We start from the raw sequence: 22,915 nt of genomic DNA, 5'->3' as shown, positions 1-22,915 counted from the left end.
GTGAGTAAACTCAATGCCGAGGCCAATGCCGTGAACCTCGCCTACAGCGCAGATTTCTTTGCTGACAGTGAATCGTACGATGTGATTTTGGTTGCCGACGTGCTCTATGATCGCGCCAATTTCCCGCTGTTAGGCGAGTTTCTGACGCGTGCCAACACGGTGTTGGTGGCGGACTCCCGGGTGAAGGATTTTTCCTTTCCCGGCTATCGCCACCTGCAATTTCAGCGCGCGACCACAATTCCCGATCTGGCGGAGTCCGAGGAGTTTTCCCGCGTGAATGTGTACTTGGGAGAGCATTAAGCGGGCCCGTGTAGCGCATCGAGAAAGGCGCTCGCCAGCGGGCTGAGGCGCTTGCCGCGTTGATAGGCGCTGCACCAGGAGCGCTTAATGGGAAAACCCTCCACCTGCAATGCAACCAGACTACCGTCGCTGATTCCTTGTTCGGCCACGCTGGCTGGCAGCACGGCGCAATCCTCGGAGTCGACAAGAGCGTGGCGTATTGCCTGGTTGCTGCCCAGCACGCGGGTGCGGCGAATCACGCAGCTTTGCTGCTGGCAGTAGTCCTCAAGTACTTGCCTGCTGCCTGAGCCGGGTTCGCGCAGTAGCAGGCGGTTTTCCAGAAATTCATGCAGGCTAAGCGCCCCGGCACCGGCCAGGGGGTGGTGTTTGGCAGCCATTGCCAGCAGTTGATGTTCGGCGAAGGGAGTGTACTGCAAGCCCTGGTCGCTGGGGACGCGAGTCATTATCGCGAGGTCATGCATATTGTCGTGTAGGCGTTTTATCAGGTGCTGGTGGTTGTCGACATGCAGGCTCACCTCCGCATCTGGGTGCTGCTGGCAGAATCGGTTGATGTAAGCGGGAATCAGGGCCTCGGCGCTCGACTCAATAATAATATTCAAGCTGCCCTGTAACTTGCCGTGTAGCTCGGTAAGTTCTATCTCTAAATTTACCAGCCGCTGCTGCAGGTCGCGGGCCGCCCGCTGTAACAGCTTGCCTGCCGATGTCAGGTAGAGTCGGCGGCCAACGTAGTCGAACAGCGGCTGGCGGATTAATTCCTCCAGGCTGCGTATTTGCGCGCTGACGGCGGGTTGCGTGAGCGACAGCTCTTCGGCGGCGCGCGAGTAGCTCATGTGCTGGCAAACTGCCAGAAAAACATCAACTTGACGCAGAGTAAGCCGTTGTAAGTAGCTGGTTTGCATCCCCGTCTCCTGCAAAATTTACTCGTTTTATAAGTTATTGCTTATATATAGGCAAATAAATATTAATTTCTTATGGGGAATATTTTCCGCTAGGGTGGATCGCGTATTTGATACCGGTTTAGGAAACCAGTCGCTATGCTGAAAAAAATCCTAATTGCCAACCGTGGTGAGATTGCGGTTCGCATTGTTCGCGCCTGTGCCGAGATGGGTATTCGCTCAGCGGCCATCTACACCGAACCCGATCGCTTTTCCCTGCATGTTAAGCGCGCCGACGAGGCTTACAACGTGGGCGCAGACCCCCTGGAGGGGTATCTGAATCCTCGCAAGCTGGTGGCGCTGGCGGTGGAAACGGGCTGCGACGGTTTGCACCCCGGCTACGGCTTTCTTTCCGAGAATGCCGAATTGGCGGAAATCTGTGCTCAGCGCGGCATTACCTTTATTGGCCCCAGTGCAGAGGTTATCCGTCGCATGGGCGATAAAACCGAGGCTCGCCGGGCGATGGTGGCGGCGGGTGTGCCGGTGACACCGGGCACTGAAGACAACCTTGCCGATGTCGAGGAAGCGGTGACGGTCGCTGCAGGCATCGGCTATCCGGTGATGTTGAAAGCCACCTCGGGTGGTGGCGGCCGCGGTATTCGCCGCTGCGACAGCGAAGCAGACCTGCGACGTCAGTTTAGTCGCGTGGTCTCAGAGGCCACCAAGGCTTTCGGTCGCGCTGATGTATTTTTGGAGAAGTGTATTGTCAACCCGCGCCATATTGAGGCGCAGATTTTGGCCGACTCACAGGGCAATGTTATCCACCTGTATGAGCGTGATTGTTCGATACAGCGCCGCAATCAAAAGTTGATTGAAATTGCGCCATCGCCGCAGCTCACGCCGGAGCAGCGCGCTTATATCGGCGACTTAGCGGTGCGCGCGGCAGAGGCTGTGGGCTATGAAAATGCCGGCACTGTAGAGTTTTTGCTCGCGGATAATCAAATTTATTTTATGGAAATGAATACCCGCGTTCAGGTGGAGCACACCATCACCGAGCAAATTACCGGGGTTGATATTGTGCGCGAGCAAATCCGCATCGCCTCCGGCCTGCCGCTTGGGTATCGGCAAGAGGATATTAGCTATCGCGGCTACGCGCTGCAGTTCCGCGTGAACGCCGAAGACCCCAAGAACGGTTTTTTGCCCAGCTTCGGCAAAATCAGCCGCTACTACGCTCCCGGTGGCCCGGGCGTGCGCACCGACACCGCGATATATACCGGCTACAGCATACCGCCGTATTTTGACTCGATGTGCCTGAAACTGGTGGTTTGGGGACTGACCTGGGAAGAAACGCTCAACCGCGGCGCGCGGGCGTTGAATGATATGCGTGTTCAGGGCGTACGAACTACCGCGCCTTACTACCAGCAAATACTCAAGCACGCGGACTTTCGCGCCGCGCATTTCGACACCAGTTTTGTTGATAGTCATCCCGAACTGATCGAGTACTCCGATAAGAGTCGGCCCGAAGAGCTTGCCCTGGCGGTAGCGGCGGCGATCGCTGCTCACGCAGGACTGTAAACCCAATAATGATTGCAGCCGCTTAGCGGCCACGATGTGCACACAGGAAAGGAAGGCACTATGACTACGCCGATTAAAATTACCGATGTCGCCCTGCGAGACGGCCATCAATCGCTTATTGCCACGCGGCTGCGCACCGAGGACATGTTGCCGGTGTGCGCCGAACTGGACGCCCTGGACTATTGGTCCCTAGAGGTATGGGGCGGCGCAACCTTTGATGCCTGCGTGCGTTTTTTGAAAGAGGACCCCTGGGAGCGACTGCGCAAGTTGCGTGAGGCGCTGCCCAATAGCCAGCTGCAAATGTTGCTGCGTGGCCAGAACCTGCTGGGTTATCGCCACTACGCTGACGATGTCGTCGAGGCCTTTATTGCCAAGGCGGCAGACAATGGCATGGATATCTTCCGGATATTCGATGCGATGAACGATGTGCGTAATTTGCAGACGGCGATCGCCGCCGTGAAGGCCGCCGGCAAACATGCTCAGGGTACCATTTGCTACACCACCAGCCCCGTGCACAACACGGAAACGTTCGTCGAGCAGGCGCGTAAGATGGTGGACATGGGCGTAGATTCCCTGGCTATCAAAGATATGGCGGGCCTGCTGACGCCGAGTACCACCGGTGAGTTGGTCGCGGCGTTAAAGGCCGAGTTTGATCTGCCGCTGGCCCTGCATTCGCATATGACATCGGGTTTGGCTGGGCTGTGTCAGTTGAAGGCGGTAGAGGCGGGCGTGGATATTATCGATACCGCTATCTCAGCCTTTGCCAACGGCACCAGTCACCCGGCGACCGAAACCATGGTTGCAGGCCTAAAAGACACGCCCTACGACTCGGGCCTGGATCTGGAAGTTTTACAAAGCGTTGCCAAAAAACTGTGGGCCGTGCGCAAGAAATACCGGCAGTTTGAGAGTGAGTTTACTCGCGAGGATGTCAGCGTTCAGATAAACCAAGTGCCGGGCGGCATGATGTCTAACCTGGCGAACCAGCTAAAAGAGCAGGGTGCCTTGCACCGTATCGATGAAGTCTTCGCGGAGATTCCCCGGGTGCGCAAGGACCTGGGCTTCCCGCCACTGGTAACGCCCACCTCGCAGATTGTCGGTACCCAGGCGGTGATGAATATTCTGGCAGAGGCGCCCTATACCACAATTACCAATGAGGTGAAGCGCTATTTGCAGGGTCACTACGGCGCAGCGCTGGGAACGGTGAATGAAGAATTGCGAGCCAAGGCGATTGGCAGTGAAGCGGTGATCGATGTTCGCCCCGCAGATTTGCTGCCGCCTGAAATGGAGAAATTGCGCGCAGAAATTGGCGAGCTGGCCGACAGTGAAGAGGATGTACTGAGTTACGCCATGTTCCCGGGTCTGGGCCGCAGCTACCTCCAGCAGCGTCGCGATGGCACATTACAGCCTGAGGTTTTAGAGCCGGAAGCCGAGGCCGATCGCCCCGCCGCGGAAAATGCGGTGCCCACCGAGTTTGTGATAGATGTGCACGGTGAAAGTTATCAAGTGGCGATTACCGGCGTCGGCATTAAGGGTAAAGGTAAACGGCACCTGTACATGACGCTGGACGGGATGCCAGAGGAAGTGGTTTTCGAGGCATTGAACGAATACCAGCGCGATGGGGGAAGTGGACGCCGGCAGGCAACTCAGCCGGGGCATGTTACAACGAATATGCCGGGCAATATCGTCGATGTATTAGTGGCGCAGGGCGATGTGGTTAAGGCGGGCCAGCCAGTGCTAGTCACTGAGGCGATGAAAATGGAAGCGGAAGTGCAGGCGCCGATTGATGGCACAGTTCGTGATATCCACGTTAGCAAGGGAGATCGCGTCACTCCGGGTGAGGTATTAATAGAAATCGAGTAAAGAGCAAGAAAAACGCTTGCAAACCTCAATGATAATGATTATCGTTTAGTTGTGTCGCGGCGGGATGGTGTCTCCCCCCTCTCTCTGACGTTCTTATCCCGTCGCGACCTCTCTCCGTATTGGCCCCGGTTGCTTACCCTGCTTCCGGGGCTCTTTTTTTACGTCCCGCCACGCCTGCCCCTTGTCATGTAAGCAGTTTATGTAATTGCACTGCAGCGCAGTATTTGTGACATAGCGTCAACATCCTGTTTTCCCTCGCGTAAGCTCTATGGCTCACTCGCTGGTATCAATGCGCGGTGATTACATAACAATAATAGAGGTTGTATCGCAGTGAATAGGGTTATGTTGGGTAGCGGCCTGCTGCCGCTTTGTTTTGGCAGTATCGTCACGGTATTACCGATTTTCAGTGCACCCGCTTACGCGCAGTTAGAGGAGGTGGTCGTCACGGCCAGGCGCCGGGAGGAGAGTCTGCAGGACACGCCGATTTCTGTTTCGGCGATCGGGGCATCGGCGCTGGAGGATGCCGGCATCACATCGCTGGCGGATGTTAAGAACATCGTGCCGAATTTGCAGATAGCGCCGACGGCGACCAAGAGCCAAGCGATTTTTGTGCGGGGTATCGGCCAGCGCGCCTCAACACCTGAGCTCGACCCAGGAGTCGGTCAGTATTTGAATGGTATTTTCATCGCCCGTCAGGATTCTCAACTCTTAGATGCGGTTGATGTTGAAAACATCCAAGTATTGCGCGGGCCACAGGGCACGCTGTTTGGTAAAAACAATACCGGTGGTGCGATGCTGGTTAGCACGGTTGCGCCAAATTTTAGTAGCGTGAGCGGCAGTGCCACGGTCACTGCCGGTTCTCACGGCCGTCAGGATATTAAGGCCAGCGTTAATTTGCCATTGATCGAAAATCAAATGGGCCTGAGGCTCAGTGGTACTGTGCGGCGCCTGGATGGCTACGTTAAGAATATTGTCGATGGCACACGCTTTGGCGATGAGGACCGGCAAGCGGTGTCTGCGCGGCTATTGTGGGACCTTACCGAGAACCTGCGACTCGATGTCTTCTCATTCTGGAGCTCGCAGGATGAGAAAGGGCAGGCGAACAATTGCGAAGTAATCAATGCGCAAGCGGCGGCGGCCACATTCTTTGTTCCCCAGCAGCCTGATAATTACGCCCAGCGATGTCAGCAGCAGGAGGGCTTGGCAGAGCAGCGCAAGGTGGCGATCAACACCGAAGCCAGTTTTTATCGCCAGCAATCACAGCTTCACGCGATAAAGCTGAATTGGCATATGGGGCCGCTTGACCTTGAGTCGATCACCGCCTTCAGCCGTCAATATGGCTTGGGTAAGCAGGAGGACGTTGACGGCAGTGACTTTAGCCTCGTGCACAATGGTGAGCGTTTGGCATTAAAAGCCTTGACGGCCTCCGGCGTCGACCCGGATCAAGAAACGCGTTACCAACTCAGTCAGGAGCTGAAATTCAACGGGCGATTTTTCGAGGACAAGCTCGACCTGACGTTTGGCGCCTTCTACTCTGCAGAGCGCATCGATGGTTTTCCCTACCCACAAATTATTGGCGCCAACGGGGTTCTGGGTATTCCCCCGGAATTTCTGCTGAGTAGTACCGCAGGCGTTGCGCTGCCTGGGGTCGATTTACTGTCGGCGGCTGCCAATAACCTTGTGCTGCCGCTGCTGTCAGCGTCGGTCAATTTAAGCTATATCGACAATGAAACACGTGCGCTGTTTGTACAGGGTAGTTACGATCTTACGTCCCATCTGCAACTAACGCTGGGTGTGCGTTACACCGAAGATGATAAACAGCGGGAGATTGCTTTATACAACGCCGATTTCAATGCCTTTGGGCTGCGTGAGGGGCTTATTCATGCTCAGGGCGGCATCTATAACCCAGTGCCCAGAGCGTATTTTGACAATATCGACTTTGCACAACCCATTCCGTTTCTCGCGCCGGTGTCGACGTCGTCAGAGCTGTCCTTTGACCAGGTTTCGCCAGCGTTGACGGTGAGCTATATCTGGGAGGAGGCGGACATCGCGGCGATCGGCCTCAATAGTTTGATGACCTATGTGACCGTCAGCGAGGGCTATAAATCGGGCGGTATTGGTCTGCGGGGGCGACGCCTCAATGAGTTCGAGCCAGAGGTGGTGGAGAACAGTGAGATCGGGTTTAAGCTCGATGCCCTCGATTCGAGTTTGCGTCTCAATGGTGCGATCTACCATATGAGCTACGACCAAATCCAAGTTCAGCAGGCCGAGACGGGCCCCGGTGGGCCGACCGATGTCATCCTGTTTTTGGATAACGCGGGTTCTGCCGTAGTGCAGGGCGCCGAATTGGAGGCAACCTGGCTCTACGAAGGGCTACAGGTCAATGCCAACGCCGGCTATACCGATGCCTATTATCGGGATTACACGGTATTTTTGGCGGATGGCTCCAGCTTTGATCGCAGTGCCGAGCCCTTTGCGGTGGTGCCAAAAAACACCCGCTCGCTCGCCGTGCAATACCATTGGCAAACGCGCTTTGGCGCGTTCATTCCGCGCTTGCATTACTCTTACCGCTCGGAAATTTTTGTCGGCCTGGATGCCAAGGCCAATCTCTACGATGGCGCGACATTGGGCGGGCAGGAGTTGTATAACGCACGCCTGACCTGGCTGCCCGACGAGAAGCTGCGTGTGGCGATGTACGTGAACAACCTGAAAGACTCGCTGTTTTTTGGCGGCGGGGTGGCACTGGGTGACAATCTTGGCACAACCACGAAGGCGCAGTTGCCGCCGCGTCACTACGGCCTGGAAATTTCGTATCAATGGGATTAAACGTGGCTGCCAAACAAGCCAATGAAATAACGGTTGAGCAGGCCGTGGCAGAAGCCGAGGCCTCTGCTGAGCGACTCTTGAGTATGGCGAGGGCAATAAATGCGAGGCAGTGCCAGCCGGACACCTGGTCCTGTCGCCGTCAGTGGTGTGCAGATGCCGGGACCTATGTCTATCACAGTCATATCGCTGTGAGTGGCCAGGATCGCGAGCGACTGCATTGGCTGAGCAATGTGTTTTTTCATGCGGCTAGCCTGCACGGTCAGCCTTGGTACCCGGAATTTAAGGGCGGTAAACGCCAGGTATTGGCCCGCCCGCCCGTGGGGCAGGTTGTCGATCATCAACTGTGTTGGGGGCGCTTTGATCTGGGGCTGCCAAGCCCCCGTTATTACCGGCAATTACTGTCTTTGCTTCGCCCGGCAGATGACGCTGCGGTAATCGTTGCCCGCTCTGTGGACCACGGCCCGGCGCTGCCATGCAAGGCCAAGCTGGCTTATACGCTGTCGCCCAATGGTGAGGTTTTGCTGTGGCGCGACGATCAGCTGCACTGGCACCATATCTGCTGTACCCCCGGGGCGGGTATTTTGAATGGTTCTGCTGACCGCTGGCTGATAAATGCCCTGCGGTGGCTGCGCTTAGATCAGTCGGAACGGCGCACCTATCGACGTGAAGCGGAGCAGTTACGAGACTGGTTACACGCCGGTCAGCCTAGTGTCTCGCCGGCGATCCCGGCTTAGCACGCCAGCGCGCGATTGCTAAAGAATGGAGCATGGAAGAGGTGGCGCCCCGGAGAGGATTCGAACCTCTGACCTGCCCCTTAGGAGGGGGCCGCGCTATCCAGCTGTGCCACCGGGGCGAAAAGCGCAGCGGGAGATTCTACTGGCTCTATCAGCGTGGCGCAAAGGCTTCGTCGGCGGTTCGTTATTTAATGAGCGGCTCGCTGTAGCTGTGCTCGATATCCCAAGGGAAATGTATCCAGGTATCTTGAGCGAATTCGCGGGTGTAGTACTCGGCCAGCGCCATCGCCTGAGGTTTGGCGTAGATGGTGACGAATGTGGCCTTGGGCAGCAGCTCGCGGGCGATTTTTGCAGTGCCTCCGGTATCGACGAGGTCGTCAACCAGCAGATAACCGTCACCGTCACCTTCCACTGATTTGAGAATACTAATCTCGCCCTGCTTGTCGTGGTCGTAACTGGCGATACACAGGGTGTCGACGACGCGAAGGTTGAGTTCGCGCGCGAGAATGGCGCCCGGTACCAAGCCACCGCGGGCGATACTGATAATGCCTTTCCACGGCGTGGCGGTGAGTTTGCGCGCAAGGTTACGGGTGTCGCGGTGCAGTTCGTCCCAAGTTAGGTAGTACACGGGCGTTTCGCTGGTCGACATGCTGAGGTCCTGGCTGAGTGTAGGGAAAGGCAGTAGGGCGCGATTTTGCAGCAAGCGTGGTGCCCGGGCAAGAGTGGAGATGCTTGTGTCAAAATACCGACATGCTGGTGTGGTTATGCTGCCCGGGCTTGGCTATAGTCAAAAAAACGACAACGGCAAACAGAGAAAATGTGGCACCCATGCCAACGCGTATCCAGTTACTCATCGACGCAGATCCCAATATCATCGCCCACTATCGCCTGTTGTTAGAGGCACTAGACCCAAACCAGCAACGGGTGACCTGCGTTGAGGAATTGGCACAGGCGAATGCCGTGTTATTGGCCGACGGTGCGCGCCTTGCGCCCGAAGCGCTCGACGAGCGTCCCTGTCTGTTGGCGGGTGCGCTGGCTCAGCAAGGGCGGTGGTCGAACTGCGTGGCCTGTATCGACGCTCCGGTATTTGATTCGCTGCTAGAGGGCTTAGGGCGCCTGGGGTCGATGCTCGGCGATGTCCCATCGGACATTGATCACGGCTTAGTCGCCAGCAGTCCGGCAATGCAGGAGTTGACGCACCTGCTAGCCCAAGTTGCCGACAAATCGGTAACGGTGCTGATTAACGGTCCCTCCGGCGCGGGTAAGGAATTGGTTGCACAGGCAATACACCGTCTTTCTTCCAGAAGCTCTGGCCCTTTTGTGCCGATCAATTGCGGCGCCATTCCCCGAGAGTTATTAGAATCAGAATTGTTTGGGCATGAGCGCGGCGCGTTCACGGGCGCGATTTCTAGCCGCGCCGGTCGCTTTGAGCTGGCTGACGGCGGCACTTTGTTTCTGGATGAGATTGGCGACATGCCGCTGGATATGCAGGTGAAGATATTGCGCGCTATTCAGGAACGCAGTTTTGAGCGTGTTGGTTCCAGCGAGAGCCGCAGCGCCGATGTGCGAATCATCGCCGCGACGCACCGGGATTTGCCGGCAATGATCGACGCGGGGGAATTTCGCGAAGACCTTTACTACCGCTTGAACGTTTTTCCGCTGCAGGTTCCTGCCTTGTCCGAACGTAAAGAGGATATTCCCGCCCTGGTGCGCGACATCATCCGCCAGCTTGCCGACGACGGTTTGGGCACCCTGGCGCTAGCGCCGTCAGCAGTCGCTTCTCTGCAGGCTCACTCTTGGGCGGGTAACGTTCGAGAGTTGGCAAATTTGCTGGAGCGACTGCTGATTATGTACCCGGACAAAGTGGTGGGGCGCCAGGACTTGCCTGACGCCTACCGCGGTGCCGAGTTGGTGTGGCAGCCACCAGCGCGCGTTGAAGTGCGCACGAGCGGGGCGGCAACCGCCGTTGATGAGCTTCCGGTTGAGGGTGTATCACTCAAGGAAGAGGTGGCTGACTTTGAGCAGCGACGGATTCAACAGGCCCTTCGGGCGGCAGATCATGTTGTAAGCCGGGCGGCGCAGCTGCTCGGCTTGCGGCGAACCACGTTGATCGAAAAAATGCGCAAGTACGGCATGTCTGCCGACGTTTAACAGCCGCCGAACAGCTCAATCCAGTTGCCGTCAGGGTCACATACAAAGGCGAAGCCAATGTTTTCGGCAAAGCGGGTAACATCGACGGCAATCCCGACATTGGCCGCTTTGAGCTGGGCAATAACGCTGTTCAGGTCGGCGACGCCAAAGCTGATATAGCGATAGCCGCAGGCAGCGTGGCCACCGCCAGGAATGCATTGCTCGGGCGTTTCGTCACCGTAGTTCACCAGCTTGATGACTGCCGTGCCCAGTCGGTAGCGGTGCATTGTTCCGCCGGGGAAGTCGAGCTTGCCCTCGAAGGCCAAGCCAAGGGTGTTGCTATAGAAGTGACACATGGTGTCGATGTTGTGAGTGACGATGCCGACTTCAATTGTTTCGCTAAGTGCTGTCATGTGAGACGCCTCGATCTTTTTCTTTCAGGCTACCAGAGCGCCTGTACAGACGGCAGGCTTAGCTGGCAAATCTTCATAACAGTTTGAACTGCTTAACCACCGGCAAGTTTGACGGTGTAGCCGCGCTCTTCCAATAGGCGCTTCAGGGCTTGGCGCTGATCCCCTTGGAACTCTAGTTGTCCGTCCTTCACCGCGCCGCCAATACTGAGCTTTTGTTTTAACTCCTTGCCGAGTTTTTTCAGGGCGGCGTCGTCTAGCGGTATGCCGCTGACAATACTCACGCCCTTGCCTTTGCGGCCTTTGGTTTCTCGACGAATACGCACAATGCCATCGCCGCTGCGGGCGCTGCGTTCAGCGTCGGCGTTGATATCTTTGCAGCGGCACTGTTGTTGGGCTTCTCCACATTGTGGACACATCCGGCCTTGGTCTGTGGAGTAGACGATACGTGACATAAAGAGGCTTCACTCGAAAAATTCTTATGCAAAAAAGTATAATAACCAGCGAGGGCGGTATAGTAGCCCACGATTTTTTCAGGAGCCTGCACCGATGTCCAGTCGCGAAACAGAGCAGCTAGTGGAGCTGCAAACTCAGTTGGCCTATCAGGAAGACTTACTCAATGCGCTTAACGACAGGGTAAGTGAGCAGGACGGCGAACTGCGTATCTTGCGACAGCAGCTGCGCCAATTAGCGCAAGCCAGTCGTGTAATGCGTGAAACGATGGAAGAGCAGGGCTTGGCTCAGCCCGGCTTCGCGGCGGATATGGAGAAGCCGCCGCATTATTAACCCAGTGGTAGCGGGCGCTAGTCGACGACCGAAACTTCCTCGGCCTGCGGACCCTTTTCGCCTTCGCTGAGCACAAACTCCACGAGTTGTCCTTCCATTAGGCTGCGGCGGCCTCGGCCTTTGCCACGGATAGAGCGAAAGTGAACGAATACATCGTCACCCCCCTCACGAGTAATAAAACCATAGCCCTTACTTACGTTGAACCATTTTACGGTACCGCGCTCGCGCTTGCTGCCCAGGGCGTCAATGATGCTGGGTAGTCGTGGAGAAAGCAGCATGGCAAATAGTAGCGCTGCAAATACAAGAGCTGCGGGCAGTGCTGCCAGGCTAGCGAGCCCCAATTTGGAGAGAGAAAATACCGTCAGTGCGCTGAGCGCTGCAGAAATAATAATTCTTAGAATTAACAACATAACAATACAGAACCAAAAATAAATAAACAAAACAATGAATTAAGGGCCGGCAATATCGGCCACAGCCGGCGGAGTATAGCACCCCAATTACAGTTCGTCGCCGTGCAACGTACTGAGCTTGAAGCGGCGTGACAGCAACCAATCGGTAACGCGGCTGGGCAACTTACTGAGTGAATACAGCCGCCGATGCCCGTTAGCAACGCCCACATAGGCGGGGCAGCGTGATTGTTCGCTGGCGTCGAAGATACGCTTGGCAACGTCGTCGGCATCACTCGCGTTTTGCTGGGACAGGCTTGCTCGCTCGGCTATGGCTTGTTGCAGTGGCTGGTAGGGCCCCTGTGTTTGCTGTGGCGTCAATTCAGATTCGGCGCGTTCAGCGAATTTCGACCGGATGGCGCCTGCTCTAACCACCATCACTCGAATGCCAAAGGGGGCTAATTCCATGCGCATGGCATCGCTCAACGCGTGCAATGCAGCTTTGCTGGCGCAGTAGCTGCCGGCAAAGGGCGTCACCAAACTTGCTGACACGCTGCCGATGTTTACAACCGTGCTCCCGCGCTTTAATGACTGGCGTGCAGACTGAACAAGCTCAAGCGGCGCGATGCTATTGGTTTGGAATTGCTCGGCGAGTTTTTGTGGGCTGATTTCCAGCATCGGCCCCATCAGGCCAAAGCCCGCGTTATTAATCAATAGATCAATCTGGCCGAACTCCTCGTGCAGCTGAGTGCAAAGCGTTCGAATGTGCTCGGGGTCATTGAGGTCTAATGCGCGCTTGTGAAGGCGAGGGTGCTCCAGCGTAATCGATTCGGGCCTGCGGGCGGTGGCAACCACGTGGTAGCCGCGGGCAAGGCCCTGTTCGGCAAGTGCTTTTCCCAAGCCGCTTGAGCAGCCGGTAATCAGCGCTAACTTAAATGAATCTGTCATGGCAACGCTCCATATGCGGGGTGTTTCATCGCGGTAAATCGCAGGCCTACGTTAGTGGAACTACGCATTTTTATGCACCACGCGCTGGGAGATGATGCGCCATATCCATGGGTGTTGGCAACGATGAGCCTTCAGCAAATCAGGGAGGGATGATATGCGTGCAAGCACCACTGCGCGTCGGTATGTTGTGCGCCGTTGTGCCTTTCGCTTGGTGTGGTCGGCGCTGTTGGCAACAAGCCTGGCGGTAGGAAGCGCAAGGGCTGAAATTACTGGATTTATCGAGCGACCCGTCCCGTTTGCTGAGACCTTGGCCGAAGTCGACTATTTACTTGACCATGGTGCGGTCGTTCCGCGTTTCTTCGACCTGCTGGAAAACTCGGATCTCGCCGCTTTTCAGGCGCTTCAGCAGCAAATGAGCCGAGCGCAGTCTCCACTGGCAACACTGCAATCGCTAGGGGGGGAGCAACAAGCCCTGCTATCGCTGCAATCTATTGTGTCCGCCTACTCGGCTTACAAGGTGGGGAATGCCGCCGCCGTTCCACTCAATGCTGAATTGGATCAGCGCATAGTTATCGATGCGCTCAGCAAGCTGCATGATCAGTTAGTTGCGCAGATCGCAAGGGATGAAAAACGCTGGCAGAGCGCGCAGCGCAACCGCTTGTTGTTGCTGTTCTCATTGGTGGTGATGGTATCAGCGGCGGTAGTGCTGGCCGTATTGCTGTCGCGGCGTCAGCGCACGGTCTCGGCCTTGCAGGCCAATGTTGAAACGGAGGTGTTGCGCCGCCAGACCCTGATGGCATCAATTCCTGGAGCGGTGTTGATATGCGACGCACAAGGGGTGTTGATTGCCGCCAGCGAAACCGCATCCAAATTACTGGGCTATCGGAATGCCGCACTGATAAAGCGCTCTCTGCGCAGCTTGTTTGCACCGCGATTCGAACACAAATATGAGTTTCTGATGGAGTCCTCGTCAGACCAGGATGCCAGCTTTAAAGGCATCGAGTTGATGTTGATGAGTCATTCCGGCAGTGAAGTGGCGGTTGAGTTATACCCCGGTTGGTACACCGATGCAGACGGCAGCCGTCGCCTGTTGTTATTGATTCGCGACATGAGTGACCAGTACCTGATGCACGAACAATATCAGCACAGCCAGCAGCGTTTTGACCTGGCGGTTATGGCCTCACACGATGCCATATGGGATTGGGACTTGCTCGCGAAGGAGGTGTACTTAAGCCCTGCATGGCTGCAAATGGTCGGGCTGTCGCGCTGTGACGAGCGCGACGGTTTACGCGTGCTGATGAACAGTATTCCGGAAGCGGATCAGCAACGGCTGAATCCGGAATTCATCGCGTTTTTGAAGAGTGATGACAAGCTGTTTTCTGGGGAGCACAAGATACGTCGTCGGGACGGTTCCGTGCTTGAGGTGAGTTTTCAGGCGGCCGTGCAACGCGATTCTGAGGGGCGCGTTGTTCGTATGGTGGGTGTTCAATCGGATATCAGCGCGGCGAAGCAGGCAGAGCGGCAGCTGCTTGCTGACAAGCATGGGCTTGAAGATCGCTTGCGGTTGCAAAGCATGCAACTCGAAGAAGCGAGTCAGCGGGCAGAGCAGGCCAGTAATGCCAAGTCGGCCTTTCTGTCGGTAATGGGGCATGAGTTCCGCACCCCGATGAATGCTGTGGTGGGTATGACTGACCTGTTGTCAAAGTCGGCCCTGAACCGCGAGCAGCGGTTAATGCTCGATACCATTCGCCGTTCCTCTCAGAGTCTATTGGCAACCCTCGACAACATTATCGACTACTCACTGCTTGAAACCGGTGACGTGACATTAGAGGAAGAGAATGTCCAGCTTTGGGATTACCTGGAGGGAGTCGCCTTGGCGGTAGCGCCCATGGTGGCCAGGAATCAGCAGCAGTTTCTATTGCGCATCGATCCGCGGTTGCCAGAGCAATTGTTTACCGACCCCATTCGCTTGCGGCAATTACTGTTAGTGTTGCTTGAGAATGCGGTTAAGTTTTCTGTTTACAGCACGCCGAGAGGCATTATTGAGCTGCAAGTGCGTCCCGCCAGCGACGTGGAGCGGCAGTACTACGACTGGGCCGAACTTGTCTTTGAGGTTCACGACAACGGTGTGGGGATTCCCGAGCAGGGCAGTCGCGAGTTATTTCGGCCCTTTGTGCAGGCAGAAAACTCTCGAAACCGTCGTTTTGGTGGGGTGGGCTTGGGGCTGGCTGTCGCCGAAAAACTCGTGTCTCTCATGCGCGGGCATATCCTGGTGAGTAGTGTGGACGATGCCGGTAGCTGCTTCTCGGTGCTGTTACCCGCGCAACAGCTGGAATTGAATCATGCGGATGTCGACGCCGCTGGCCTGTCGATTATCGCGCTGGTTAGTGATGAGCGGTTGCGCTTATCGCTGTCGGCGGCACTGAGCCGGCGAGGTTGGCGTGTTCACTTCGTTACCGATGTGCATGGCCTGCAAAAACACTTGGCCAAGATACCAGACGCCTCGCCGCAGTTGGTAATTAGTGAGCGACGTGAGGCCTGCTTGGAAGCGTTGGACACCGTCATCTATTTGCGAGAGCGGCCTGAGCGCGAAGAGTCGCTGCCGGCGGCAAGTGAGCGCGTTGTATTAACTAACCCACTGTTACCATCGCAACTTTACCGCGCCATTGATGCCGCTATACCGTCGGAGCAGGACCCTGACACGGCGGCCGGGCTCAGACCTTGAGCACGTCTTCGGCTTGCAGCCCTTTGGGGCCTTCTACAAGTTTGAACTCGACATTCTGGCCCTCGTCCAGGGTGCGATAGCCGTCCCCCTGAATGGAGCGAAAGTGGACAAAAACGTCCTCGCCTTCGTTTCGGGTAATAAAGCCAAACCCTTTGGCGTTATTAAACCATTTCACGGTGCCAGTTACGCGGTCGCTCATTGCTTATCCTCTTTGTCGCAGTCGGGTCGCATAAAGGTGCTTTCGGTCGGGCGGCGAGATAATTGCCACCAGTCCGGGAAAAAGAGATAGGAAGCGGGCAGAGCGGTCTGCTTCGGGGCGGGGAGCCGGGCTTGCCGGTTGTCAGCGAAACGAGAAAACATCACAGTTGGGTGAATAGCGCTGCCGAGATTGCTGTTTACTATAACGACTCCAGCGCTGTTGTCCATGCTTTGACCCATTCATTTGGATCAAAGCATGGCAATGAGGCGTTACAGCGCCTCTATTTCGCCGCGTTGCTCAACGAGTCGCAGGCGGGCATGCTGCTGGCCTTGCAGCTTTTCTTTTTCCTTCTCAACGACCGCTGCCGGTGCTTTGTCGATAAAACCGGGGTTCCCCAGCTTTCCGCTCAAGCGCTGGATGTCCTTGTCCAGTTTGGCAATTTCCTTGTCGAGGCGAGCCAGCTCTGCGGCCTTGTCAATGAGGCCTGCCATCGGGACGAGAACCTCCATATCGCCAACCAGCTGTGTGGCGGCCATCGGCGCTTGCTCGCCGTCGTTCAGGACGCGTATATCGTCCAGTTTTGCCAGTTTCAGCAGGAACTGCCGATTGGCTTCCAGGCGTTGGCTATCTTCCTCGCTGGTGTTGCGCAGCAGCACATTGAGCGCTTTCGAGGGGGGCACGTTCATCTCGCCGCGAATGTTGCGTATTGCGGTGATAACTGCCTTTAACCATTCGGCATCGCTAAGGGCCTGCTCGTCAATGCCTTGATCATTTGAGCAGGGGTAGGGCTGCAGCATAATGCTGCTATCGCCTGCATTAATGCCGGCAATTGGGGCCACGCGCTGCCAAATTTCCTCGGTGATAAAGGGCATAAAGGGGTGAGCAAGGCGCAGGGTTGCTTCAAGAACCTGGATGAGCGTACGCCGCGTGCCGCGTTTTGCTTCGGCGCTGGCGTTGTCGTCCCAAAGGACTGGCTTGGAGAGTTCCAGGTACCAATCGCAGTACTCATTCCAGATAAATTCATAGACCTCTTGAGAGGCGTGATCCAAGCGGTAGGCGGCCATCGCATCAGCCACTCGCCGCTGCGCTTGTTCCAGGCGCGCGCAGATCCAGCGGTCGGCGAGGCTGAGTTCGACGGGCTCATTGCCCGTGCCGCAATCTTCGCCCTCAGTATTCATCAACACATAGCGGGCAGCGTTCCAGATCTTGTTACAGAAATTCCGGTAGCCCTCTAAGCGTTTCATGTCCCAGTTGATGTCGCGGCCGGTCGAGGCCAGCGAGTAGAGGGTAAAACGCAGTGCATCGGTGCCGTGGGCGCCAATACCCTCAGGAAAGGCTTTACGCGTTGCTTTGCCGATTTTCTCGGCAAGTTGAGGCTGCATCATATTGCCGGTGCGTTTTTGCAACAGGCTGTCGAGGTCAATGCCGTCGATCATGTCCAAGGGGTCGAGGACATTGCCCTTGGACTTGGACATTTTTTGCCCTTGTTCGTCGCGTATCAAACCAGTGACGTAAACCGTCTTGAACGGGACTTGGGGGCTGCCGTCTTCGTCTTTCATAAAGTGCATGGTCATCATGATCATGCGAGCGACCCAGAAGAAGATAATGTCGAAGCCGGTTACCAACACATCGGTAGGATGGAAGGTTTTCAGGCGCTCGGTCGCCTCCGGCCAACCGAGGGTGCCAAAGGTCCACAGCGCGGAGCTAAACCAGGTGTCGAGTACGTCTTCATCCTGCTGCAGCGCCAGCTCGGGGGGCAAGCCATACTTGCTGCGGGCTTCTTCTTCATTGCGGGCCACATAGATATTGCCCTCGCTGTCATACCATGCGGGCACGCGATGGCCCCACCACAGCTGGCGAGAAATGCACCAGTCTTGGATGTCCCGCATCCAACTGAAATACATATTTTCATACTGCTTGGGTACAAATTGGATGCGGCCGTCTTCTACGGCGGCAATGGCGGGCTCGGCTAGTTTTGCCGTCGCCACAAACCACTGGTCGGTGAGCAGGGGCTCGATCACCAGGCCTGAGCGGTCGCCTCGGGGGACTTTCAGCGCGTGATCGTCGACTTTTTCCAGCAGGCCTGCCGCGTCTAAGTCGGCGACAATGGCCTTTCGCGCGGCGTATCGGTCCAGCCCTGCATAGGCCTCAGGCAGGCCGGCATCTAATTCATCGTTCGCGCTACTATCGCTGTTGTAGACGTCTGCGCGGCCGAGGATGGCAGCGTCCTGATCCATAATATTGATCATTGGCAGCTTGTGACGCTGGCCAAGTGCGTAGTCGTTGAAATCGTGCGCGGGGGTGATTTTGACACAGCCAGTGCCGAACTCGCGGTCGACATAGTCGTCGGCAACGATGGGTATGCGGCGGCCGACCAGCGGTAGCTCAATAAATTTACCGACCAGCGACTGGTAGCGCTCGTCTGCGGGGTTTACCGCGACGGCGGTGTCGCCGAGCATGGTTTCCGGGCGGGTGGTGGCAACGACAAGGTGGCGGCTGCCATCGGCGGTTGTTTCGCCGTCAGCCAGTGGGTAGCGGAAGTGCCAGAGATGACCATTCTCGTCTTTGTTTTCAACTTCCAAGTCGGAAATGGCGGTGTGGAGCTTGGGATCCCAGTTGACCAGGCGCTTACCGCGGTAGATTAATTTGTCGTCGTAAAGGCGAACGAAGACCTCTTGAACGGCCTTGTAGAAGCCGTCATCCATGGTAAACCGTTCGTTTTGCCAGTCGACAGAGGCGCCGAGGCGACGCAGCTGGCGAGTAATTGTGCCGCCAGACTCCTCTTTCCATTCCCATACCTTGTCCAGGAAGGCGTCGCGGCCCAGGTCGTGACGGGTCTGGCCACTTTCCGCAGCGAGTTTGCGCTCGACGACCATCTGGGTGGCAATACCTGCGTGATCGGTTCCCACTTGCCACAGCGCTTTGGCGCCTTTCATGCGCTGATAGCGGGTGAGCGCATCCATGATCGAATCCTGAAACGCATGCCCCATGTGAAGGCTGCCGGTGACATTGGGAGGTGGGATCATGATGCTGTAGGCAGGGCCATCTCCGGCGGGGGAGAAATACCCTTTTTCCTCCCAGGTCTGGTACCACTTGCTTTCAATGTCCGCAGGCTGAAATGTTTTATCCATGGGTTTCCGTTCGGCGATAACTGTTGGGCGCAGAGCGCGGGAAGGCGCTAACGCAAAAAGGCGATAAGTATACTGAGTTTTGGTCCTCTGGGCCAAAGCGCGAGAGGATTGTTTGGAGAGGTTTTACGCCGGGGGCGAGCGCCGGTGCTCTGGCGCGCTGCCTTAGCGCTGACGGCTTTGTTGATACCAGCGTTCGAGTACGTCGCCGTCGAGCTTAAGCAGACGCCTGCGAAGTTCCGCTTCTATGTCGGGCAGCATATCGTCGATCAATTCTTGTAAAAAAATCTCCCTGCTGTGGTCGTCGTCACCGCCGGCCAGCCCGTCATTGCTGTTCCTGGCTGTTTGTTCAGCGTTGTCTGACGCCTCGGCGGGCTCGGTATCGGGAGTGTGAATAATGTCGTTCAGCACCGGGATGTCGTCGCCGGTGTCACTGAGAACGGTTTTTAGTGATTGCAGTTCGTCTAACAGGGGAAGTTGTTCGTCGTTGGTGTGGCTCATTGCAGTCCCCCTTATTGGCCGACGTTGTGATTGTGCAGCGGGTAGCCGCGACGCTTGTAAAAGCTATAGCGCTGCCGCGATGCCGCCAGCGACTGCTCGCGTTGATCGACAATTTCTGCCAGCCGTGTAAAGCGGCTGAATGGCTCGGGCACATCATGGGCGAGATTGATCAGCAGGTCGCAATGATCGCCCATGGCGGTGTGGTCGCCTGCGTGGCAGATCGCTATGTCAGTGCCACCCGCTGCACCCAGCTCATGGGGGAGAAAACTCTCTGGCTTAAACTGCCAAAGACGGTCGTCGAGTTCGGCGGCTTGCTGGGCATCGGCGCAGTGCATCAATATTTGATGACCACCGCGCCACGCTTTCTCGGCCAGCCGGCAGCTGAAATCCATTGCCGCATCGGCCGAGGTACTGCCGATAATGTAAAAATCGACGCGAGTCACCTAGTCCTTTGCCTTGCTTTGCAGGTAGTTGAAGAGCAGACCTACCGGGCGACCAGTAGCGCCTTTGTTGGCACCGGACAGCCAAGCGGCGCCCGCGATATCCAAATGTGCCCAGCGATAGTCTTTACAAAAGCGCGACAGGAAGCAGGCGGCGGTAACGCTGCCGGCCTCGGGGCCGCCGATATTTGCCATGTCGGCAAAGTTACTGTCCAGTTGCGGCTGGTAGTCATCCCACAAGGGCATAGGCCAGGCGCGGTCGCGTGCCTCGTTACCACAGTTTTGCAGCTCTGCAGCGAAGTCGTCTTGATTACTGTATAGGCCGATAGCGTGTTTACCCAGGGCAACAACACAGGCGCCTGTCAGCGTTGCGATATCGATGACTGACGCGGGTTTATACTTGCCTGCGTAGGTGAGAGCGTCGCAGAGCACCAATCGGCCTTCGGCGTCGGTATTGAGTATTTCGATGGTTTGCCCCGACATACTGGTGACAATATCACCGGGCTTGGTTGCTCGGCCGCTGGGCATATTTTCGGCCGCCGCGATAATGCCGACCACGTTGACCTTTAACTCTGCTCCGGCAACGGCGCGAAGTGTGCCCACCACACTGGCGGCGCCGCACATGTCGTATTTCATTTCATCCATCTTGGCGCCGGGCTTAAGGCTGATGCCGCCCGTGTCAAAAGTGACCCCTTTACCCACCAGTACGTGCGGGCGCTGACTCTTTGCCGCGCCTTGATATTCAATGGCAATCAAGCGCGCGGGCTGGTCGCTGCCGGCGCTAACCGAGAGCAGGGCGCCCATACCGAGCTGCTGCATTTTTTTCTCATCGAGCACGCTAACTTTTACTTTCTCGAACTGTCGAGCGAGTTTGCGTGATTCTTTCGCGAGAAAATCCGGCGTGCATATATTGCCGGGCAAATCACCGAGGCGACGAGTGACGTTAATGCCTTCTGCCGTTTGTTGACCATATTCGACGAGCTTACGGTTGCTGTCGCTGTTGCTGCCTTGCAACACGGCGCGCCGCAATGCGCTGCCCGGTTTTGCCTTGCTCAAGGTTTCGCTGTAACGGTAGCGGGACACTTCCAGCAGCTGGGCACTGCGCTGCAGCAGCCAACTGGCTTTGCGCCCGTCGACGCGCAGATCGCCAAACAGAAGACAGCAGTCTTTGCTCTGCTGCTTGTTCAATACAGCAATACCGCTTTGCAGGAGTTTGTCAGCGTCGGCATCGCCGACGGTCTCGCTGTCACCAGTGCCGACCAGCAGCAGCCGTTTGGCGCGAATACCGGGTAAATAGGGGATATAAAGTGTTTCTGCGACCTTGCCTTTAAAATCGCCGCGTTTCAGCAGCGCGTCGATTGCGCCATCGCTCGCCTCGTTAATGGCGGTGAGGGCGCCGCTTAACTGGCCATTGCTGAAGACGACAAGGCAGTCAGTGGCGATGGTTTTCGGGTCTTTGCAGGGCTTTAGGCTGATTTGCATTGATTCTCTCTCAGACAAACATTCGCAGAGGGCGCCGCGATAAGCGATAATGCGGGCCAGATTTTTATATCGGTGCTTGCTGCGTCCAAAACCGGGACGGGCAGCGTGTTATGACGCTAGTGTAAAGGGTATTATCTGCGCGTGAAACCATTTGCCAGCAGAGGGGCTTGGTAGCTGTGATTCTTTTTCGTTACCTTGCGAGTGAAATTTTTAAATCTGTATTTGCGGTTACTTTAACGCTGCTGGCAATCATTATGAGCGGGCGGTTTGTAAAGTACCTTGCACAGGTGGCGTCGGGCGATTTCTCGCCCGATGTGCTGTTTCTTATTATGTTGTATCGCCTTCCCGGTTTTTTGGAGGTGGTGCTGCCGCTGGGGCTGTTCATCAGTATTTTGCTGACCTACGGCCGCCTCTATGTCGATAGCGAAATGACGGTAATGAGTGCCTGCGGCATGAGCCGTCGTCGATTGCTGCTCTACACCCAAATTCCCGCCTTTATCATTGCTGCCATCGTGGCCTATATCAGCATGGTGGTGAGCCCCGCAGGTATACAGGCCTATGCGGCGAAGCTGGCGGAGAGTCGCGCAGAAATCGGTGTGAAGGCGGCCGTTGAGGGGCGCTTTCGAATTGATAAGGGCAGTGGCAGGGTCACCTATATCGAAAAAACTGATCGCGATTCCCAGACGATGCGCTCTGTATTTATGGCTCAGGCCGAGCCTCAGCAAAGCGGCGGGGGCGAGCGCCCCTTGGTGTCACTGGTCACCGCCGAGAGCGGTCGATTTGAAGTGGATGCAGCCACTGGCGAGCGCCATTTGGTGTTGGACAAAGGGGTGCGGTATGTTGGCGAGCCTGGGCAGTCGGATTATCAATTTACCCGCTTTGAACGCCTTAGCCAGCTAATGCGCGATCCGGAAGTAAAAACCTATCGCCAAGAGATCGATGGAAAATCAACGCGAGAGTTATGGCGCAGTGACGCTCTGGAGGATATCGCCGCCGTTCAGTGGCGCATCTCTCTGAGCGTGTTGGTGCCCATCGCGGCATTGATCGCGGTATCGCTGAGTAAAACGGATCATCGTCGCGGGCGCTACGGCAAAATGTTTCCGGCGTTTATGCTCTACATGTTTTATCTGGTGGCGCTCAATGCCGTGCGCGATGCCATTGCCAAGGGCAATTGGCCAGTGCTGCCGGGAATGTGGGTCATTCACCTCATCTTTCTCACGCTGGGGCTTATCCTGCTTTACTGGGATAGCGTGTTGCGGCACTGGTGGCTGACCTGGAGGCGAAGCCGTGGTTGAGTGTCATGCATAAATTAAATCGCTACATCGGGCGCACAGTTGCCGCGGCTATCTTGCTGGTTTTGTTGGTCATCGTCGGTATTGACTTACTCTCCAGCCTGATCGACGAGCTGAAAGAGATACGGGGCGACTATACCTTTGTGTCAGTACTCCAGTATGTCGGCTTGGTGGCGCCGGGTAGTCTCTATAAGTACCTGCCTTTTGCGGCGCTGGTGGGGTGTTTGGCGGGGCTGGGTAGCTTGGCGAGCAGCAGCGAGCTGGTGGTAATGCGAGCGGCAGGCGTGTCAACCGCCAAGTTGGTGATGGCGGTGGTGC

The 22,915-nt window shown here is 56.4% G+C and carries 20 protein-coding genes, 1 tRNA gene and 1 pseudogene; 10 read left to right on the top strand and 12 right to left on the bottom strand.

The genetic code is table 11. The features are described 5' to 3' along the window. Window positions 1–300: pseudogene (locus ABNS66_RS14635) on the top strand (protein methyltransferase); the annotation flags it as partial. Here the strand turns inward: ABNS66_RS14635 and ABNS66_RS14630 are convergent. Beyond that, window positions 297–1,199, bottom strand: coding sequence for a LysR family transcriptional regulator (locus ABNS66_RS14630; protein WP_286839320.1), 903 nt, complete (start codon window positions 1,197–1,199; stop codon window positions 297–299). The pseudogene ABNS66_RS14635 and the gene ABNS66_RS14630 sit on opposite strands and share 4 nt — an antisense overlap. A gap of 135 nt (window positions 1,200–1,334) precedes the next feature. On the opposite strand from ABNS66_RS14630, the gene ABNS66_RS14625 reads away from it, so the two are divergent. The 4 genes from ABNS66_RS14625 (at window position 1,335) to ABNS66_RS14610 (ending at window position 8,170) form a co-directional block, all read left to right on the top strand. Further along, window positions 1,335–2,750 carry an acetyl-CoA carboxylase biotin carboxylase subunit gene (locus tag ABNS66_RS14625; protein ID WP_204995870.1) on the top strand — a complete coding sequence of 472 codons (1,416 nt, stop codon included), beginning with the start codon at window positions 1,335–1,337 and terminating at the stop codon, window positions 2,748–2,750. Window positions 2,751–2,810: 60 nt separating this feature from the next. Next, window positions 2,811–4,610, top strand: coding sequence for a sodium-extruding oxaloacetate decarboxylase subunit alpha (gene oadA, locus ABNS66_RS14620; RefSeq protein WP_286839317.1), 1,800 nt, complete (start codon window positions 2,811–2,813; stop codon window positions 4,608–4,610). A gap of 330 nt (window positions 4,611–4,940) precedes the next feature. Continuing rightward, window positions 4,941–7,436, top strand: coding sequence for a TonB-dependent receptor (locus ABNS66_RS14615; RefSeq protein ID WP_286839315.1), 2,496 nt, complete (start codon window positions 4,941–4,943; stop codon window positions 7,434–7,436). A gap of 2 nt (window positions 7,437–7,438) precedes the next feature. Beyond that, window positions 7,439–8,170: a hypothetical protein gene (locus ABNS66_RS14610; protein WP_286839312.1), complete on the top strand. Its 732-nt coding sequence runs from the start codon at window positions 7,439–7,441 to the stop codon at window positions 8,168–8,170. A gap of 42 nt (window positions 8,171–8,212) precedes the next feature. Here the strand turns inward: ABNS66_RS14610 and ABNS66_RS14605 are convergent. Both ABNS66_RS14605 and gpt read right to left on the bottom strand, forming a co-directional pair. Beyond that, window positions 8,213–8,289 (bottom strand) — tRNA-Arg (locus ABNS66_RS14605). 65 nt (window positions 8,290–8,354) lie between these two features. After that, window positions 8,355–8,819 (bottom strand): xanthine phosphoribosyltransferase, encoded by a 465-nt coding sequence (gpt, locus tag ABNS66_RS14600; RefSeq protein WP_027873691.1) that lies wholly within the window; start codon window positions 8,817–8,819, stop codon window positions 8,355–8,357. A gap of 179 nt (window positions 8,820–8,998) precedes the next feature. Here gpt and ABNS66_RS14595 point away from each other — a divergent pair, with 179 nt between their 5' ends. Next, on the top strand, window positions 8,999–10,321 hold the full coding sequence (locus ABNS66_RS14595) for a sigma-54 dependent transcriptional regulator (protein ID WP_286695812.1): 1,323 nt from the start codon (window positions 8,999–9,001) through the stop codon (window positions 10,319–10,321). On the opposite strand, the gene ABNS66_RS14590 is transcribed toward ABNS66_RS14595, so the two are convergent. Continuing rightward, the gene (locus tag ABNS66_RS14590; RefSeq protein ID WP_286695811.1) at window positions 10,318–10,713 is read right to left on the bottom strand and encodes a VOC family protein; all 396 of its coding nucleotides are present in this window, start codon (window positions 10,711–10,713) and stop codon (window positions 10,318–10,320) included. The genes ABNS66_RS14595 and ABNS66_RS14590 overlap by 4 nt on opposite strands. A 92-nt stretch (window positions 10,714–10,805) precedes the next feature. Beyond that, complete coding sequence (locus ABNS66_RS14585) at window positions 10,806–11,165, bottom strand: stress response translation initiation inhibitor YciH (protein ID WP_204995865.1); 360 nt, start codon at window positions 11,163–11,165, stop codon at window positions 10,806–10,808. A 94-nt stretch (window positions 11,166–11,259) separates the two neighbouring features. On the opposite strand from ABNS66_RS14585, the gene ABNS66_RS14580 reads away from it, so the two are divergent. Next, the gene (locus tag ABNS66_RS14580) at window positions 11,260–11,496 is read left to right on the top strand and encodes a SlyX family protein (RefSeq protein WP_204995864.1); all 237 of its coding nucleotides are present in this window, start codon (window positions 11,260–11,262) and stop codon (window positions 11,494–11,496) included. Between the two features lie 17 nt (window positions 11,497–11,513). Here ABNS66_RS14580 and ABNS66_RS14575 read toward each other — a convergent pair whose 3' ends face one another. Together ABNS66_RS14575 and ABNS66_RS14570 are read right to left on the bottom strand one after the other, a co-directional pair. Beyond that, window positions 11,514–11,774, bottom strand: coding sequence for a cold shock domain-containing protein (locus tag ABNS66_RS14575; RefSeq protein ID WP_204996052.1), 261 nt, complete (start codon window positions 11,772–11,774; stop codon window positions 11,514–11,516). A gap of 219 nt (window positions 11,775–11,993) precedes the next feature. Next, window positions 11,994–12,830 carry an SDR family NAD(P)-dependent oxidoreductase gene (locus tag ABNS66_RS14570; protein ID WP_204995863.1) on the bottom strand — a complete coding sequence of 279 codons (837 nt, stop codon included), beginning with the start codon at window positions 12,828–12,830 and terminating at the stop codon, window positions 11,994–11,996. A 154-nt stretch (window positions 12,831–12,984) separates the two neighbouring features. Between ABNS66_RS14570 and ABNS66_RS14565 the strand changes: the two genes are divergently transcribed. After that, a complete protein-coding gene (locus ABNS66_RS14565) occupies window positions 12,985–15,555 on the top strand; it encodes a PAS domain-containing hybrid sensor histidine kinase/response regulator (RefSeq protein WP_286839309.1) in 2,571 nt (856 codons plus the stop codon). Here the strand turns inward: ABNS66_RS14565 and ABNS66_RS14560 are convergent. The 5 genes from ABNS66_RS14560 to ABNS66_RS14540 all read right to left on the bottom strand — a co-directional run bounded on the left by ABNS66_RS14560 (window position 15,545) and on the right by ABNS66_RS14540 (window position 21,305). Next, complete coding sequence (locus ABNS66_RS14560; RefSeq protein ID WP_204995861.1) at window positions 15,545–15,754, bottom strand: cold-shock protein; 210 nt, start codon at window positions 15,752–15,754, stop codon at window positions 15,545–15,547. The genes ABNS66_RS14565 and ABNS66_RS14560 overlap by 11 nt on opposite strands. Before the next feature lie 269 nt (window positions 15,755–16,023). Further along, window positions 16,024–18,885 carry a valine--tRNA ligase gene (locus tag ABNS66_RS14555; RefSeq protein ID WP_286839307.1) on the bottom strand — a complete coding sequence of 954 codons (2,862 nt, stop codon included), beginning with the start codon at window positions 18,883–18,885 and terminating at the stop codon, window positions 16,024–16,026. 162 nt (window positions 18,886–19,047) lie between these two features. Continuing rightward, window positions 19,048–19,383 (bottom strand): hypothetical protein, encoded by a 336-nt coding sequence (locus ABNS66_RS14550; RefSeq protein WP_286839305.1) that lies wholly within the window; start codon window positions 19,381–19,383, stop codon window positions 19,048–19,050. A gap of 11 nt (window positions 19,384–19,394) precedes the next feature. Then, window positions 19,395–19,826: a DNA polymerase III subunit chi gene (locus tag ABNS66_RS14545; protein ID WP_286839303.1), complete on the bottom strand. Its 432-nt coding sequence runs from the start codon at window positions 19,824–19,826 to the stop codon at window positions 19,395–19,397. Next, window positions 19,827–21,305, bottom strand: a complete 1,479-nt coding sequence (locus ABNS66_RS14540) for a leucyl aminopeptidase (protein WP_286839301.1) — start codon at window positions 21,303–21,305, stop codon at window positions 19,827–19,829. 176 nt (window positions 21,306–21,481) lie between these two features. On the opposite strand from ABNS66_RS14540, the gene lptF reads away from it, so the two are divergent. Continuing rightward, window positions 21,482–22,600 (top strand): LPS export ABC transporter permease LptF, encoded by a 1,119-nt coding sequence (lptF, locus tag ABNS66_RS14535; RefSeq protein WP_027873703.1) that lies wholly within the window; start codon window positions 21,482–21,484, stop codon window positions 22,598–22,600. Window positions 22,601–22,605: 5 nt separating this feature from the next. Continuing rightward, window positions 22,606–22,915, top strand: a 310-nt coding sequence (locus tag ABNS66_RS14530) for an LptF/LptG family permease (protein WP_348655367.1), incomplete at its 3' end; no start/stop codon positions are given.

The sequence above is a fragment of the uncultured Spongiibacter sp. genome (assembly GCF_964011655.1).
GTDB classification, from domain to species: domain Bacteria; phylum Pseudomonadota; class Gammaproteobacteria; order Pseudomonadales; family Spongiibacteraceae; genus Spongiibacter; species Spongiibacter marinus.
This window is presented reverse-complemented; position numbering and strand designations above follow the sequence as displayed.